This is a genomic window from Bordetella genomosp. 8, from assembly GCF_002119685.1.
Taxonomy (GTDB): Bacteria; Pseudomonadota; Gammaproteobacteria; order Burkholderiales; family Burkholderiaceae_B; genus Bordetella_C.
This window is the reverse complement of the sequence record NZ_CP021108.1, coordinates 1,226,324-1,240,104: the sequence shown is the minus strand read 5'-3', so window position 1 is coordinate 1,240,104 and position 13,781 is coordinate 1,226,324. Positions and strand designations below refer to the sequence as shown.

Below are 13,781 nucleotides of genomic sequence, written 5' to 3'. Positions count from 1 at the left end.
GAATGGATATGTCGGTGCTCGATTTCCTGGCGTCGGTGCTGCGCATCGCCACGCCGCTGCTGTTTGGCGCGATGGGCAGCATCCTGTCCGAACGGGCCGGGGTGTTCGCGGTGGGCCTGGAGGGGATGATGCTGGCCGGCGCGTTCGGCGCCGCCCTGTTCACCTTCCTGACGGGCGACGCCGTCGCGGGCATCGCCGGCAGCATGGCGGCGGGCGCCGTGGTGGCCGCCATCGTGGGCGTGGTGAGCGTCCGGCTGGGCGCCGACCAGATGGTGACCGGGCTCGCCGTCAACGTGCTGGTGGCGGGCGCGACCAGCTTTCTGGTGCGGACGGCCAGCGCGCATGCGCACGTGCCTTCGCTGCAGGCCGCCCTGTTGTCGCCCTGGCCCCTGCCCGTATTGTCCGGCCTGCCTTTCGTGGGTCCGCTGCTGTTTTCACAGCCACCCCTGACCTACCTGGCCCTGGCCCTGCTGGCGCCCCTGAACTTCTTCCTGTTACGTACGCCCTGGGGACTGACGCTGCGCGCCGTTGGCGAAAACCCCGCCGCCGCCTACGCCGTGGGCGTCGACCCGAATGCCGTTCGCATGGCCGCCGTCATCGCGGGCGGCGCCATCGCCGGACTGGGCGGCGCGGTGCTGGTGCTGCAACAGGTGGGCACATTCACCGACGGCATGACCAGCGGACGCGGCTTCCTCGCGCTGGCCGCCATCATCGTGGGGCGCTGGACGCCATGGGGCGCCTTCGCGGCTTGCCTGGTCTTCGGCGCGGCGGAAGCGCTGCACCTGCGGCTGCAGATGTCCGGCCTGCCGGTCAGTTCCTACGTGATGCAGATGCTGCCGTACCTGATCGCGCTGGCGGTGCTGGCCGGCCTGGGCCGGTCCGTGCGGCTGCCCGCCGGGATAGGCCGGTACATAGAACGCAAAAGCGCGTAGCGCGCGCGATATTCACTGGAGAAACGCATGCCCCGATCGCACATTCCCGCCGACATGATGCCGGTGGTCGGCCCCTTGAGCTGGGGCCTGGAATTTCCCCTGCAGGGACGCTGCCTGCTCGTGTCGGGCCAGGTCGGCGCCGATGCGCAAGGCGACGTGCCGGATGGCCTGATTGCGCAGACACGGAATGTGTGGGCCAACATCGACCGCGTGCTGAAGTCGGCAGGTATGTCGGCGCGCGACGTCGTGCGCACCGGCATCTATCTGTCTTCGCAAGTGGAGTTCGGCGAGGAGGAGCGAGCGGCCTTCAACACCCTGCGCGTGGAGTTCCTGGGCGACAACCGGCCGGCGTCCACGCTGATCTTCGTGCATCGCCTCATGGACAGGCGATGGCTGGTGGAAATCGACGCGATCGCGGTCGCGCCCGATGCTGCTTCATAGGACGTAGCCTTCCAGCCAGCCCATCGCCTGCCACACGTAGACGACCACCATGGCGATGGCGAACATCCCGCAGATCGAGCCGATCAGCACCGCGCCCAAGGCGACCAGCACAGGTCCCCAGCCGGTACGCGGCGACGCCGGCAGGCCCGGGTTGTGGGCGCGATCGAATTTTTCGTCGGGGCGCAGTGACAGCACGGCGCTTTCGATGAAGCCTTCGATCATGGGGATGAACAGGAGGAAGAAGGCGGGATTGTCGTACCAGACCGGGAACCAGCGCGTGGCGAGCAGGCAGGCGGCCGCGTACAAGGTGATCCAGACGGCGCCGCGGCGGCCCAGGTACCACCAATGCGCCCCCATCCAGCCGAAGAACAGCGCCAGCAGGCCGGCCCGCACCTTGGTGCGCGGCGCCCGGCGGGGCGGTTGCAGAACGGAAGAAGCATCGGCCATGGATAACCCCACGCGAACTTGACGGCGTCGGCGATTGTAAGCGGATCCGGACGTCCAGGAACGCGCGGCGCGGGAGCCGTCCCTGGCCGCCGGGATAGAATTCCCGCATGAATGACTCCGCATTTCCCATCGCGATCCTGGGCGCGGGCCCGGTCGGACAGGCGCTGGCGCTGATGCTGGCCCGTGTCGCCGACGATGCATCCCGCATCGTGCTGATCCAGGGCGCCGCCCCGGCCCGGACGCCGACCGCTACGCCGGTTCCGGCCGCCACGGCGGAATCGCGCGTGCTGGCCCTGAACCACGGCAGCCTGGTGCTGCTCGATACGCTGGGCGCGCGCCCGGCCCCGGCGGCGGCCATCCAGACCATCCATGTTTCGCAACGCGGTCGCCTGGGCCATACCGTGATCCGCCATGGCGATTTCCAGGTGCCGGAGCTGGGCGCCGTGGCGTCCTATCCCGCCGTTCGCGATGCGCTGGCGCGGGCCGTGGCCACGTCGGGGGTCACCATCGTGCATGCCGATGGCGCTCGCGTGGCGGCCCGCACCGCCGATGGAGTGGTGGTGCGGGTTGCCGACGACCGCGACATCCGCTGCGGTGTGGCAGTCGTTTCCGACGGCGCGGCGGCGGACCAATTGCGGCGCGAATACGGGCAGGACGCCGTGCTGACGGCCGTCCGCGCCAGCCGGCCGCGGCGCGGCTGGGCCTACGAGCGCTTCACGCGTGAAGGGCCCCTGGCCTTGCTGCCGCATCCGGCGGCGGACGACTGCTACGCGGTGGTGTGGTGCTGCGCGCCGGAACGCGCGGCGACGCTGGCCACGCTGGATACGGCGGCGTTTTCGCAGGCCCTGACCGGTGCCTTCGGCGACCGGCTCGGCCGGCTGGACTGCATCGGCGAGCGCCATGTCGCGCCGCTCTTCATGAGCATCCGCCGCACGCAGGTCGAGGGCCGTGTCGTCGCCATCGGCAATGCCGCGCAGACCCTGCACCCGGTCGCCGGGCAAGGCCTGAACCTGGGCTTGCGCGATGCCGCCAGCCTGGCGCAATCGTTGGCGTCCTGGCTGCGCGACCCCGCCAGGGATCCCGCGGCGGCGCTGCGCGACTTCGCGGGCGCGCGCCGCGGCGATCGCTGGCTGACCACCGCGCTGACCGATCTGCTGCCTCGCGTCTTCACCACCGGCCTGGCGCCAGTGGAGCACGCCTGCGGCCTGGCGCTGCTGGCGCTCGACCTGGCGGCACCCCTGCGCGCGCCGCTGGCCCGGCATTTACTGCAGGGCTGGCGCGCGTAAGTCGATAAACCGGAGCTCATCCGCCGGTTGTCAACTGCATCGAGCCAACAGTCGCCCATCCGGTAAAAATCGGGCCGTATCCCGCCCGGGTAAAATCCGCCGATGCAAATTGGTTCCTGGACTCTTCCCAACAACGTGCTGGTCGCGCCCATGGCGGGCGTGACCGACCGCCCATTCCGGCAGCTGTGCAAGCGGCTGGGGGCGGGCTATGCCGTGTCGGAAATGGCCGCCAGCAATCCCCGGCTGTGGGACAGCGTCAAGACGTCGCGACGCCTGAACCATGACGGCGAGATCGCTCCCGTGTCTGTACAGATCGCCGGCGCCGATCCGGCCATGATGGCCGAGGCCGCCGTGTTCAATGCGCAGCGCGGCGCCCGCATCATCGACATCAACATGGGCTGCCCGGTCAAGAAAGTCTGCAATGTGGCGTCGGGCTCGGCGCTGCTGCGCCATGAGGACCTGGTGGCGCGCATCCTGGACGCCGTGGTACGGGCCTGCCAGCCGCTGGGCGTGCCCGTCACGCTGAAGACGCGCACGGGCTGGGATCGCGAAAACCGCAATGCGCTGCGCATCGCCAGGCTGGCCGAGGACACCGGCATCGCCGCGCTTACGCTGCACGGCCGCACGCGCGCCGATCTCTACACCGGCCACGCCGAATACGACACCATCCGCGCCGTCAAGGCCGCCATCCGCATCCCGGTGGTGGCCAACGGCGACATCGACAGTCCCGAGAAGGCGCGCCACGTCCTCGACTACACTGGCGCCGACGCCGTGATGATAGGCCGGGCCGCCCAGGGGCGTCCCTGGATCTTCCGCGAAATCGACCACTACCTGCGCACGGGCGCCAGGCTGGCGCCGCCCACCTACGGTGAAATGCGCGACCTGCTGCTCGAGCACCTGGACGACCACTACCGCTTCTACGGCGAGCACACGGGCGTGCGCACCGCCCGCAAGCACATAGGCTGGTACGTCGAGGGCCTGCCCGGCGCCGAAGATTTCCGCGCCGCGATGAACCGCCTCGACGATACCGCCGCGCAGGCGCGCGCCGTCGGCGCCTGGTTCGATCACTTTCCGCGCGATGGCCGGCCTGGGCAGGCCGGCCACGCGCAAACCCTGCTGGCAGCCTGACCGCCAGTCACATAAACAAAAATAGTTGTGCCTCGAAATGAGTAAAAAAGTTGGATTGGAAGAATGCGTGCGCGCCAGCCTGGAGCGCTATTTCGAAGACCTGGGTGACGCCGAACCCCACGATATGTGGGACATGGTGATGCGTTGCGTGGAACGGCCGGTCCTCGAAATGGCGATGGAACGGGCGGGCGGCAATCAGTCCCGCGCTTCCGAAATGCTGGGCATCACGCGCAATACCTTGCGCAAGAAGCTGCTCGCGCACAACATCCAGGTTTGACCCCATCCGCCGCCCGCGATCCGCATCGCGCTTTCCAGACTCCCATCATGAAAATCGAAACCGCCCTAATTTCGGTCTCCGACAAGACCGGTATCGTTGAATTCGCCCGGTCGCTGGCGGCGCGCGGCGTGCGCCTGCTGTCCACCGGCGGCACCGCCAAGCTGCTCGCCGATGCCGGCCTGCAGGTCACGGAAGTGGCCGCCCATACCGGTTCGCCGGAAATCCTGGATGGCCGCGTCAAGACGCTGCATCCCAAGATCCACGGCGGCCTGCTGGCCCGCCGCGATAGCGAAGAGCACATGGACACCCTGCGGGCGCAGGGCATAGACCGCATCGACATGCTGGTCGTGAATCTGTACCCGTTCCGCGAAACCGTGGCGCGCGACGATTGCACCTTTGCCGATGCCGTCGAAAACATCGACATCGGCGGGCCGGCGATGCTGCGGGCAGCCGCCAAGAACCACGGCACGGACGCCGGCGGCGTCACGGTGGTGATCGATCCGGCGGACTACACCCGCGTGCTGGCGGAAATCGATGCCGGGGGCACCACGTCCTATGCGCTGCGCCTGGCGCTGGCGACCAAGGTATATGCCCATACCGCCGCCTACGACGGCGCCATCGCCGCCTACCTGAGCAGCCTGGCCGATGCCGCGCCCGTGCAGCACGCCACGCCGGCGCGCAATGCCTGGCCCGAAACCCTGACCATCCAGATGCGCCAGCAGCAGGCCTTGCGCTACGGCGAAAACCCGCACCAGTCGGCCGCGTTCTACGTCGACGCGCAGCGCCCCGCCGGCGTGCTGGGCAACTACCGGCAGCTGCAGGGCAAGGAGCTGTCGTACAACAACATCGCCGACGCCGACGCGGCGTGGGAATGCGTGCGCACCTTCGACAGCGCCGCCTGCGTCATCGTCAAGCATGCCAATCCCTGCGGCGTGGCCGTGGCCGAACACGCGCTCGAAGCGTATGGCAAGGCCTTCAAGACCGATCCCACATCGGCCTTCGGCGGCATCATCGCCTTCAACCGGCCGGTGGACGCCGCGATGGCCGAGGCCGTCAGCGAGCAGTTCCTCGAAGTGCTGCTGGCGCCGGCCTATGACGGCGCCGCGCTGGCCCTGCTGGCCAAGAAGAAGAACGTGCGCGTGCTGGAAGTGCCGACCGGCGCCGGCCACAACGCCTTCGACGTCAAGCGGGTGGGCGGCGGCTGGCTGGTGCAGACCCCCGACTCCTTCGCCGTGGCGCCCGATGCGCTCAAGGTGGTGACGCGCAAGCAGCCCACCGCACAGCAGATGCAGGACATGATGTTCGCCTGGAAGGTGGCCAAGTACGTCAAGTCGAACGCCATCGTGTTCTGCGCCGACGGCATGACCCTGGGGGTGGGCGCGGGCCAGATGAGCCGCATCGATTCGGCGCGCATCGCCTCGATCAAGGCGGAAAACGCCGGCCTGACGCTGAGCGGTTCCGCGGTGGCGTCCGACGCGTTCTTCCCCTTCCGCGACGGCCTGGACGTCGTGGTCGCGGCGGGCGCGAATTGCGTGATCCAGCCCGGCGGCAGCGTGCGCGACGATGAAGTCATCGCCGCCGCCGACGAACACGGTATCGCGATGGTGCTGACCGGCACCCGTCACTTCCGCCACTGATGCGTATCCTCGGCGTCGATCCCGGCCTGCGCCGCACCGGCTTCGGCGTCATCGACGCCGAAGGACCGCGCCTGCGCTACGTGGCGAGCGGCACGGTGGTGGTGCCGCCCATGAAGACGCTGGCCGACCGGCTGAAGGTCATCCTCGACAACCTGCGCGAAGTCGTCCGCGATACGCAACCGGACGTCGCCGCGCTGGAAATCGTCTTCCTGAATACCAATCCCGCCTCCACGCTGCTGCTGGGCCAGGCACGCGGCGCGGCGCTGTGCGCCATGGCCGACAGCGGCCTGGCGGTGCATGAATATACGGCTCTGCAGATCAAGAAGTCCGTGGTCGGCACGGGAAGGGCGGCCAAGGAACAGGTGCAGGAAATGGTGCGCCAGCTGCTGGCCCTGGACGGCCTGCCGGCGCCCGATTCGGCCGACGCGCTGGCCTGCGCGATCTGCCACGCCCACGTCGGGCCGCTGGCCGACCGGCTGGCGGCGTTGAACGGGCCCATCGCGTCGGCGCGCGGCCGCATGCGCCTGCGCGGCGGACGCCTGTCCGGATAACGAAAACAGATACCCACCATGATCGGAAGAATCACCGGTACGCTCATCGAAAAATCGCCTCCCACCGTTTGCGTGGACGTCAACGGCGTGGGCTACGACGTCGACGTGCCCATGAGCACGCTGTACTCCTTGCCCGAAAACGGCGCTCGGGTGTCGCTGTACACGCACCTGACGGTGCGCGAGGACGCGCATCTGCTCTACGGCTTCGCCACCGTGGGCGAGCGCAGCGCATTCCGCGAACTGATCAAGGTGAGCGGCATCGGCGCCCGTACCGCCCTGTCGGTGCTGTCCGGCCTGTCCGTGGCGGACCTGGCGCAGGCGATCACCTTGCAGGAATCGGGACGGCTGACGCGCGTACCCGGCATAGGCAAGAAAACCGCCGAACGCCTGCTGCTGGAGATGCGCGGCAAGCTGGGCGCGGACATCGGGGCAGCGCCGCATGCCGTGCCCGACAGCCAGTCCGACATCCTGAACGCCCTGCTCGCCCTGGGCTATTCGGAGAAAGAATCGCTGGCGGCGCTCAAGACCTTGCCGGAAGGGATCGGCGTGTCGGATGGCATACGGCAGGCGCTGAAATCACTGGTACGCTGAAGTCGCTGATGCGCTGAGATCGCCTTCTACTGGCGCGCGCGGCGCTATCTGCCGCCCGCGCGCCGCTGGCCCAGATACCCCGGCACGACGGCCTCCATCGCGGTGGGGATGATGCCCAGCTCGGTCGACATGCTCGCGCGGCTGACGTTATCGATCTTCAGGCTGTCCAGATTGTCGGGGGTCATCAGCGGCCGGCCGGGCAGGCATGCCAGGAAGGCCGCCTGCAGGCGCCCCACGCCTATGGGAACGCTAACCACCATGCGCGGATGGCCGCTCCACTTGGCGCACATGCCGGCGATGGCGCCCAGGGTGTGCACCTGCGGCCCGGCAAGCTCGTAGACCTTGCCGTAGGTGTGCGGATTGTCGAGCATGGTCTCGATGGCCGCCGCGACGTCTTCCACATACACCGGCTGCAGGCGCGACTGCGCGCCGGCCAGCGGCAGCACGGGAAACCAGCGCGCCAGGCGCGCGAAGAGATTGGTGAAATCGTCGTCGTGGCCGAACACAACGGATGGCCGCACGATGGTCCACGCGGCATCGGGCGTGTTGGCGAAGGTCTCGCGCACCGCCCCTTCGCCCGCGCCCTTGGACCGCAGGTACATGCTTGGCCCGCCAGGGTCCGCGCCCAGTGCGCTGACGTGGATCATCCGCCGCACGCCATTGCGCAGGCAGCCTTGCGCGATGCGGCGCGGCAGCTCCACATGTGCCCGCGCGAAGCCCCGACCATACGGACGGCCCCTGCCGTCATGCAGGATGCCCACCAGATTGACGACCGCGTCGCAATCCGACAGCAGCTCATCCAGCGCGGCGTCGTCGTAGACGTCCGATTGGGACAGGGTCACGGTGGGCACGACCTGCAGGTCGCGGCCCCTTGCGTACAAGCGCGTCGGCACGCGTACCTGATGCCTGGCCACGCCCAGGCGCGCCACCAGATGACGGCCTATGAAGCCGGTGCCGCCTATGACAAGGATGCGCATCCGCCGCTCCCGCGTCGATATAAAACAGGGTCGATTCTGCGCCGTGGCGGGCCCTTGACGCAAGCGCGGCAGACGGGGGGATCAGGATCCCAGGTATCCGGCGTAGGCCTTCAGGTCGACATTGCCGCCGCTGATGATCACACCCACCCGCGCATCGGGGGTGGGCACGACCTGGTTCAGCACCGCCGCCGCGCCCAGGCAGCCGGTGGGCTCGACCACCATCTTCATGCGTTCGGCGAAGAGCTTCATCGCATCGATCAGTTGCGCGTCGCTGACCGTCACGATGTCGGTGACATGCTGGCGGATGATGGGAAAGGTCAACTCGCCCAGGTGCGTGGTAAGGGCGCCGTCGGCGATGGACTTGGGCGTGGGGATGGGCACCACGCGGCCGGCGCGCAACGACTGCTGGCCGTCATTGCCGGCTTCGGGCTCCACGCCGTACACCTTGCACGACGGGCTGAGCGCGGCCGCCGACAGCAGCGACCCCGACAACAGGCCGCCGCCGCCCAGGCAGACGAACAGGTAGTCGAGGTCACCCACTTCCTCGAACAGCTCCTTGGCGGCGGTGCCCTGCCCCGCGATGACGTCGAAGTGATCGTACGGCGGGATCAGCGTGGCGCCGGTTTCGGCCTGCAGGCGCTTGGCGACGGCTTCGCGGTCTTCCGTGTAGCGGTCGTAGGTGACGACCTTGCCGCCGTAGCCTTCGGTCGCCGCGCGCTTGGCGGCGGGGGCGTCCAGCGGCATGATGATGGTGGCCGAGACGCCTTGCAGCCTGGCAGCCAGCGCGATGGCCTGGGCATGGTTGCCGGACGAAAAAGTCAGCACGCCCGCGCGCCGCTGCTCCGGCGTCAGCCGGGCGATCGCATTGAAGCCCCCGCGAAACTTGAAGGCGCCCATGCGCTGGTAGTTCTCGCACTTGAAAAAGACCCGCGCGCCCGCCCGCGCGTCGGCGGTGGTGGATGTCAGGACCGGGGTGCGATGCGCCGCGCCGCTCAGTCTTTCACTGGCGGCGACGACATCGGCGTAGGTGGGCAGTTCGCGGGACATGATGGTTCCTAGGCAGGGGGATGAGGCGAAACCGAAGGATGATAGTCCAGCATGCCGGCGGCCGCCACGGCGCGCGGCCCCCGTGGTGTACGATAGCCAGGCATAGTTCGCCACTGCCCCCATGGCCATCCAGTCCGACTCCCTTTCTTCCCGCCCAGATGCCGGCCGACTCGTCGCGCCGCAGCCCGTATCCCCGAACGAGGAGTCCATCGAGCGCGCGCTGCGTCCCAAGATCCTGCGCGACTACGTCGGCCAGGACCGCGCGCGCGAGCAGCTGGAGATTTTCATCGCGGCGGCCCGCAAGCGCGGCGAGGCGCTCGACCACGTACTGCTGTTCGGCCCGCCCGGCCTGGGCAAGACGACGCTGGCGCATATCATCGCGCATGAGATGGGCGTGCAGCTGCGGCAGACCTCCGGGCCCGTGCTGGAACGTCCGGGCGACCTGGCCGCCCTGCTGACCAACCTGGAAAAGAACGACGTCCTGTTCATCGACGAAATCCACCGGCTGTCGCCGGTCGTCGAGGAAATCCTCTACCCCGCGCTGGAAGACTTCCAGATCGACATCCTGATCGGCGAAGGCCCGGCCGCGCGCAGCGTCAAGCTGGACCTGCAGCCCTTCACCCTGGTCGGCGCCACCACCCGCGCCGGCATGCTGACCAATCCGCTGCGCGATCGCTTCGGCATCGTGTCGCGGCTGGAGTTCTACAACGCCACCGACCTGGCGCATATCGTCAGCCGCAGCGCCGCGCTGCTGCAGGCGGAGATCACGCCCGAAGGCGCCGACGAAGTGGCGCGCCGGTCGCGCGGCACGCCGCGTATCGCCAACCGCCTGCTGCGCCGGGTCCGCGACTATGCCGAAGTAAAGGCACAAGGACGCATCGACGCCAAGGTCGCCGGCGCCGCGCTCGCGATGCTGGAAGTCGATCCGCAGGGCCTGGACCTGATGGACCGCAAGCTGCTGGAGGCCATCGTGCACAAATTCGATGGCGGCCCGGTGGGCGTGGACAGCCTTGCCGCCGCCATCGGCGAAGAGCGCGACACGATCGAAGACGTCATCGAACCCTACCTGATCCAGCACGGCTACCTGCAACGCACCCCGCGCGGCCGCATGGCCACGCAGACGACCTGGCGCCACCTGGGGCTGGCGCCGCCCGCGGGCGCCACGGCGGCCACGGGCGACCTGTTCGGCGGTTGACGCAAGGCTCGTCGAGATAAGCCGGGACGTCGCGGCGGGCGCATCAGCGGCTGCCGAACATCACCCAGCCATTGCGCATCGGCAACCGCCGCTTCATTTCGCCTATGCCGAGCCCGATGATGCCTGTTACCGGCACATTGTTGAAAAAGCCGGAGCAGAAGACGTCCACCGCGATGGATGCGAACGACCAGAATCTTTCCACTCTCTCGATGCCGGGCAGCCAACGCAGACCTTCATTGGCCGCGCGAACCTCTTTCCGCAAGGCCGCTTCATCCGCCGGCGATCCGCAGGAAAGGGCTTCCGTCCACCTTGTCATCGCGGACCGAAAGGCGTCGATTCGCCTGTCCTTGCGGAGCTCGAGCACATCGCCGATCGATCGCAGCCGCGGAGCATGAGTCACGCCCTCGACCCAGATCTGTACGGCGACATGCGTACTGCCCTGCTCGGCCGCCAGTTCGACCTGCCGCAGGAAATTTCCCTGCCGTGAAAGACCATCGGTGTACAACAAGCTTTTGGGTATGTCCGCGCTCATCACCGCTCCCAAAGAGCGGCTGGCGTGCGTCAAGGCCAGCCAACGATGGGCGGAACCCGCGAAATCGTGCATGAAGCCCCGGAAAGGCTGGTATGCCTTGAATGCCAGGAATTCATCCCGATTGGCGCCGGCCGTCAAACTGGCCGCGAACTCGCTGCCCGATATCGGGCGACCTTTGCCGCCGGGCAACTCGAGGATGTCATCCCCGAACATTTCACTCATCCCGGCGACGTATTCCTCGTATGTATCGAACATGTCGAACATGGCCGAATCCATCCGCTGGGCGACGTCGTGGCCTTCGGACCTGGCCAGTCGCAGGAATGTTTCAACGGGCGTCCCCGCAAGGATGGCGGGATGCCTGTCCGCCAGGTCCGCGAGCACGAGCGCCTCGATGGAGCGCACGACTTCCGGGGCGCGGCGCAACTGACTGTCGGCCGCGAGCTGGCTTTCATGGTCCAATTGTCGATCGACCAGGCCCAGATCCTGTAATCCGCTGATGTCGAGATTGTCACAGGGACTGATCACCGCGGGGTAGTGGAGCAAAAGGTCCCATAAGGCCTGCTGACGAAGCTTTTCGTCGGTTCCTTTCGCCAGGAACCCCGCAGTCGTGGGATCGCGGTAGAGCGCGCTTCGGTCTCCGGCATGCCAAGCCCACTGTTCATCCACGGCGACACCCAGCAGGGAAGCGCTCAACGCCTGATCGAGAACAAGCATGTCCGCCCCCTGGAGTGGCTTTTGCCGGCTATCTTGCGCCCATGGAATGCGGGGCGTCAATCCGAGGCGGTCGGCAGGGAGCGGCGCCGTTCCCCGTCAAGCAAACCCGGCCACGCACTCCAGGATCTCGTCGCCGTAGGCTTCCAGCTTGCGCGCGCCCACGCCGCTGATGCCGCCCAGCTCGTCGGCCGTGTCGGGGCGCGCCAGGGCGATTTCGCGCAGTGTGGCATCGTGGAAAATCACATAGGCGGGCACGCCGTGGTTGCGGGCCACGCCGGCCCGCCAGGCGCGCAGCGCTTCGAACACCGGCTGGGCCTCGGCCGGCAGTTCCACCGCCGGCGCCCTGCCGCGCGTGCCGGCGCTCTTGGCGGCACGCGCCGCCTTGGGCGATTCACGCCGCAGCATCAACTGCCGTTCGCCCTTGAGCACCGCGCGGCTGGCCTCGGTCAGGGCCAGCGTGCCGTAGCCTTCATGGTCGACGGCCAGCAGTCCCTGCGCCAGCAACTGCCGCAACACGCCGCGCCAAGCCGAATCCGACAGGTCGGCGCCGACCCCGAATACTGACAGCGTCTGATGCCCGTATTGGTTGACGCGATCCGTGGCCTTGCCGCGCAGGATGTCGATGATGTGGCCGGCGCCGTAGCGCTGGCCGCGCTCCTTCCAAAGCCGGTACACGGCCGACAGCACCTTCTGCGCCGCCACCGTGCCGTCCCAGGCCTGCGGCGGGTCCAGGCAGACATCGCAATTGCCGCAGGCGCCGATCTGCTGGCCGAAGTACGCCAGCAAGCGCACGCGCCGGCACTCCACGGTTTCACACAGCCCGAGCATGGCGTCCAGCTGCTGGCCCAGCCTGCGCTTGAAAACCTCGTCGCCCGGCGATTCGTCGATCATGCGGCGCTGCTGCACCACATCCTGCAGGCCGTAGGCCAGCCATGCGGTCGCGGGCAAGCCATCGCGGCCCGCCCGTCCGGTTTCCTGATAGTAGCCTTCCACCGATTTCGGCAGGTCGATGTGCGCGACGAAGCGCACGTCGGGCTTGTCTATGCCCATGCCGAAGGCGATGGTGGCCACCATGACGATGCCGTCCTCGCGCAGGAAGCGCGACTGGTTGGCCGCGCGCACGGTGGCGCCCAGGCCGGCGTGGTACGGCAAGGCCTGGACGCCGTTGTTGCAGAGGAATTCCGCGGTTTCCTCGACCCGGGCGCGCGACAGGCAGTACACCACGCCGGAATCGCCCGCGTGTTCGGTGCTGATCATGTCCAGCAACTGCTTGCGCACCTCGTTCTTTTCGACGATGCGATAACGGATGTTGGGACGGTCGAAGCTGGCGACGAAGTGGTGGGCTTCGTCCAGCGCCAGGCGCTGGGCGATTTCGGTGCGCGTGGCGGCGGTGGCGGTGGCCGTCAGGGCGATGCGCGGCACCTGCGGCCAGCGCTCGTGCAACAGCGACAGCCCCATGTATTCCGGCCGGAAGTCATGGCCCCACTGCGACACGCAATGCGCTTCGTCGATGGCGAACAGCGCGATGCGGCCACGGTCCAGCAAGTCCAGGCAGCGGTCGGTCAGCAGGCGTTCCGGCGCGACGTAGAGCAGATCGAGCTCTCCATCCAGGAAGGCGCGCTCGACGTCGCGGGCAACACGCCAATCCTGCGTGGAATTCAAAAAAGCGGCACGCACACCCAGTTCGGTCAGCGCATCCACCTGATCCTGCATCAGCGCGATCAGCGGCGACACCACCACGCCGGTGCCTTCACGCACCAGTGAGGGCACCTGGTAGCACAGCGACTTGCCGCCGCCGGTCGGCATCAGGACGAGCGCATCGCCACCCTGGATCACATGATCGACGATGGCCTGCTGTTCGCCGCGGAAAGATTCGTAGCCGAAAACGCGCCGCAGGACTTCCAGGGCGCGCGGGTCAGACATGAAGAAAAGCCGATAGCATCATGGCGGGCATTTTATAGGAGCGCCGGCGCGGCGGCGCGGGCGCCGGGACATCGCGGACACCCGCGGCGGCATGGCCGGCCGC

General features: G+C 68.0%; 14 protein-coding genes. 9 read left to right on the top strand and 5 right to left on the bottom strand.

Annotated features, from left to right (window positions below):
- Positions 1-8: 8 nt before the first annotated feature.
- Together CAL12_RS05620 and CAL12_RS05615 are read left to right on the top strand one after the other, a co-directional pair.
- Positions 9-932: an ABC transporter permease gene (locus tag CAL12_RS05620; RefSeq protein ID WP_157792893.1), complete on the top strand. Its 924-nt coding sequence runs from the start codon at positions 9-11 to the stop codon at positions 930-932.
- 27 nt (positions 933-959) lie between these two features.
- Positions 960-1,373 (top strand): RidA family protein, encoded by a 414-nt coding sequence (locus CAL12_RS05615; protein ID WP_086063592.1) that lies wholly within the window; start codon positions 960-962, stop codon positions 1,371-1,373.
- Here CAL12_RS05615 and CAL12_RS05610 read toward each other — a convergent pair.
- Entirely contained in the window at positions 1,368-1,820 is a 453-nt protein-coding gene (locus CAL12_RS05610) for an NINE protein (protein WP_086063591.1), read from the bottom strand. The genes CAL12_RS05615 and CAL12_RS05610 overlap by 6 nt on opposite strands.
- Before the next feature lie 107 nt (positions 1,821-1,927).
- On the opposite strand from CAL12_RS05610, the gene CAL12_RS05605 reads away from it, so the two are divergent.
- The 6 genes from CAL12_RS05605 (at position 1,928) to ruvA (ending at position 7,290) form a co-directional block, all read left to right on the top strand.
- Complete coding sequence (locus CAL12_RS05605) at positions 1,928-3,106, top strand: FAD-dependent monooxygenase (RefSeq protein WP_086063590.1); 1,179 nt, start codon at positions 1,928-1,930, stop codon at positions 3,104-3,106.
- A gap of 102 nt (positions 3,107-3,208) precedes the next feature.
- Entirely contained in the window at positions 3,209-4,234 is a 1,026-nt protein-coding gene (gene dusB / locus CAL12_RS05600; RefSeq protein WP_086063589.1) for a tRNA dihydrouridine synthase DusB, read from the top strand.
- Positions 4,235-4,271: 37 nt separating this feature from the next.
- Positions 4,272-4,511: a helix-turn-helix domain-containing protein gene (locus CAL12_RS05595; RefSeq protein WP_086063588.1), complete on the top strand. Its 240-nt coding sequence runs from the start codon at positions 4,272-4,274 to the stop codon at positions 4,509-4,511.
- Between the two features lie 47 nt (positions 4,512-4,558).
- Entirely contained in the window at positions 4,559-6,148 is a 1,590-nt protein-coding gene (gene purH / locus CAL12_RS05590; protein WP_086067692.1) for a bifunctional phosphoribosylaminoimidazolecarboxamide formyltransferase/IMP cyclohydrolase, read from the top strand.
- The gene (gene ruvC / locus CAL12_RS05585; protein ID WP_086063587.1) at positions 6,148-6,699 is read left to right on the top strand and encodes a crossover junction endodeoxyribonuclease RuvC; all 552 of its coding nucleotides are present in this window, start codon (positions 6,148-6,150) and stop codon (positions 6,697-6,699) included. Before purH ends, ruvC begins: the two co-directional genes overlap by 1 nt.
- Before the next feature lie 18 nt (positions 6,700-6,717).
- The gene (gene ruvA / locus CAL12_RS05580) at positions 6,718-7,290 is read left to right on the top strand and encodes a Holliday junction branch migration protein RuvA (RefSeq protein ID WP_086063586.1); all 573 of its coding nucleotides are present in this window, start codon (positions 6,718-6,720) and stop codon (positions 7,288-7,290) included.
- A 44-nt stretch (positions 7,291-7,334) separates the two neighbouring features.
- Here ruvA and CAL12_RS05575 read toward each other — a convergent pair whose 3' ends face one another.
- A complete protein-coding gene (locus CAL12_RS05575) occupies positions 7,335-8,267 on the bottom strand; it encodes a complex I NDUFA9 subunit family protein (RefSeq protein ID WP_086063585.1) in 933 nt (310 codons plus the stop codon).
- Positions 8,268-8,348: 81 nt separating this feature from the next.
- Positions 8,349-9,314, bottom strand: coding sequence for a threo-3-hydroxy-L-aspartate ammonia-lyase (locus tag CAL12_RS05570; RefSeq protein ID WP_086063584.1), 966 nt, complete (start codon positions 9,312-9,314; stop codon positions 8,349-8,351).
- A gap of 121 nt (positions 9,315-9,435) precedes the next feature.
- On the opposite strand from CAL12_RS05570, the gene ruvB reads away from it, so the two are divergent.
- A complete protein-coding gene (gene ruvB / locus CAL12_RS05565) occupies positions 9,436-10,509 on the top strand; it encodes a Holliday junction branch migration DNA helicase RuvB (protein WP_086063583.1) in 1,074 nt (357 codons plus the stop codon).
- A 43-nt stretch (positions 10,510-10,552) separates the two neighbouring features.
- Here the strand turns inward: ruvB and CAL12_RS05560 are convergent, their stop codons facing one another.
- A complete protein-coding gene (locus CAL12_RS05560; RefSeq protein ID WP_086063582.1) occupies positions 10,553-11,755 on the bottom strand; it encodes a hypothetical protein in 1,203 nt (400 codons plus the stop codon).
- A 96-nt stretch (positions 11,756-11,851) separates the two neighbouring features.
- Positions 11,852-13,678 (bottom strand): DNA helicase RecQ, encoded by a 1,827-nt coding sequence (gene recQ, locus CAL12_RS05555; protein WP_086063581.1) that lies wholly within the window; start codon positions 13,676-13,678, stop codon positions 11,852-11,854.
- Positions 13,679-13,781 lie beyond the last annotated feature (103 nt).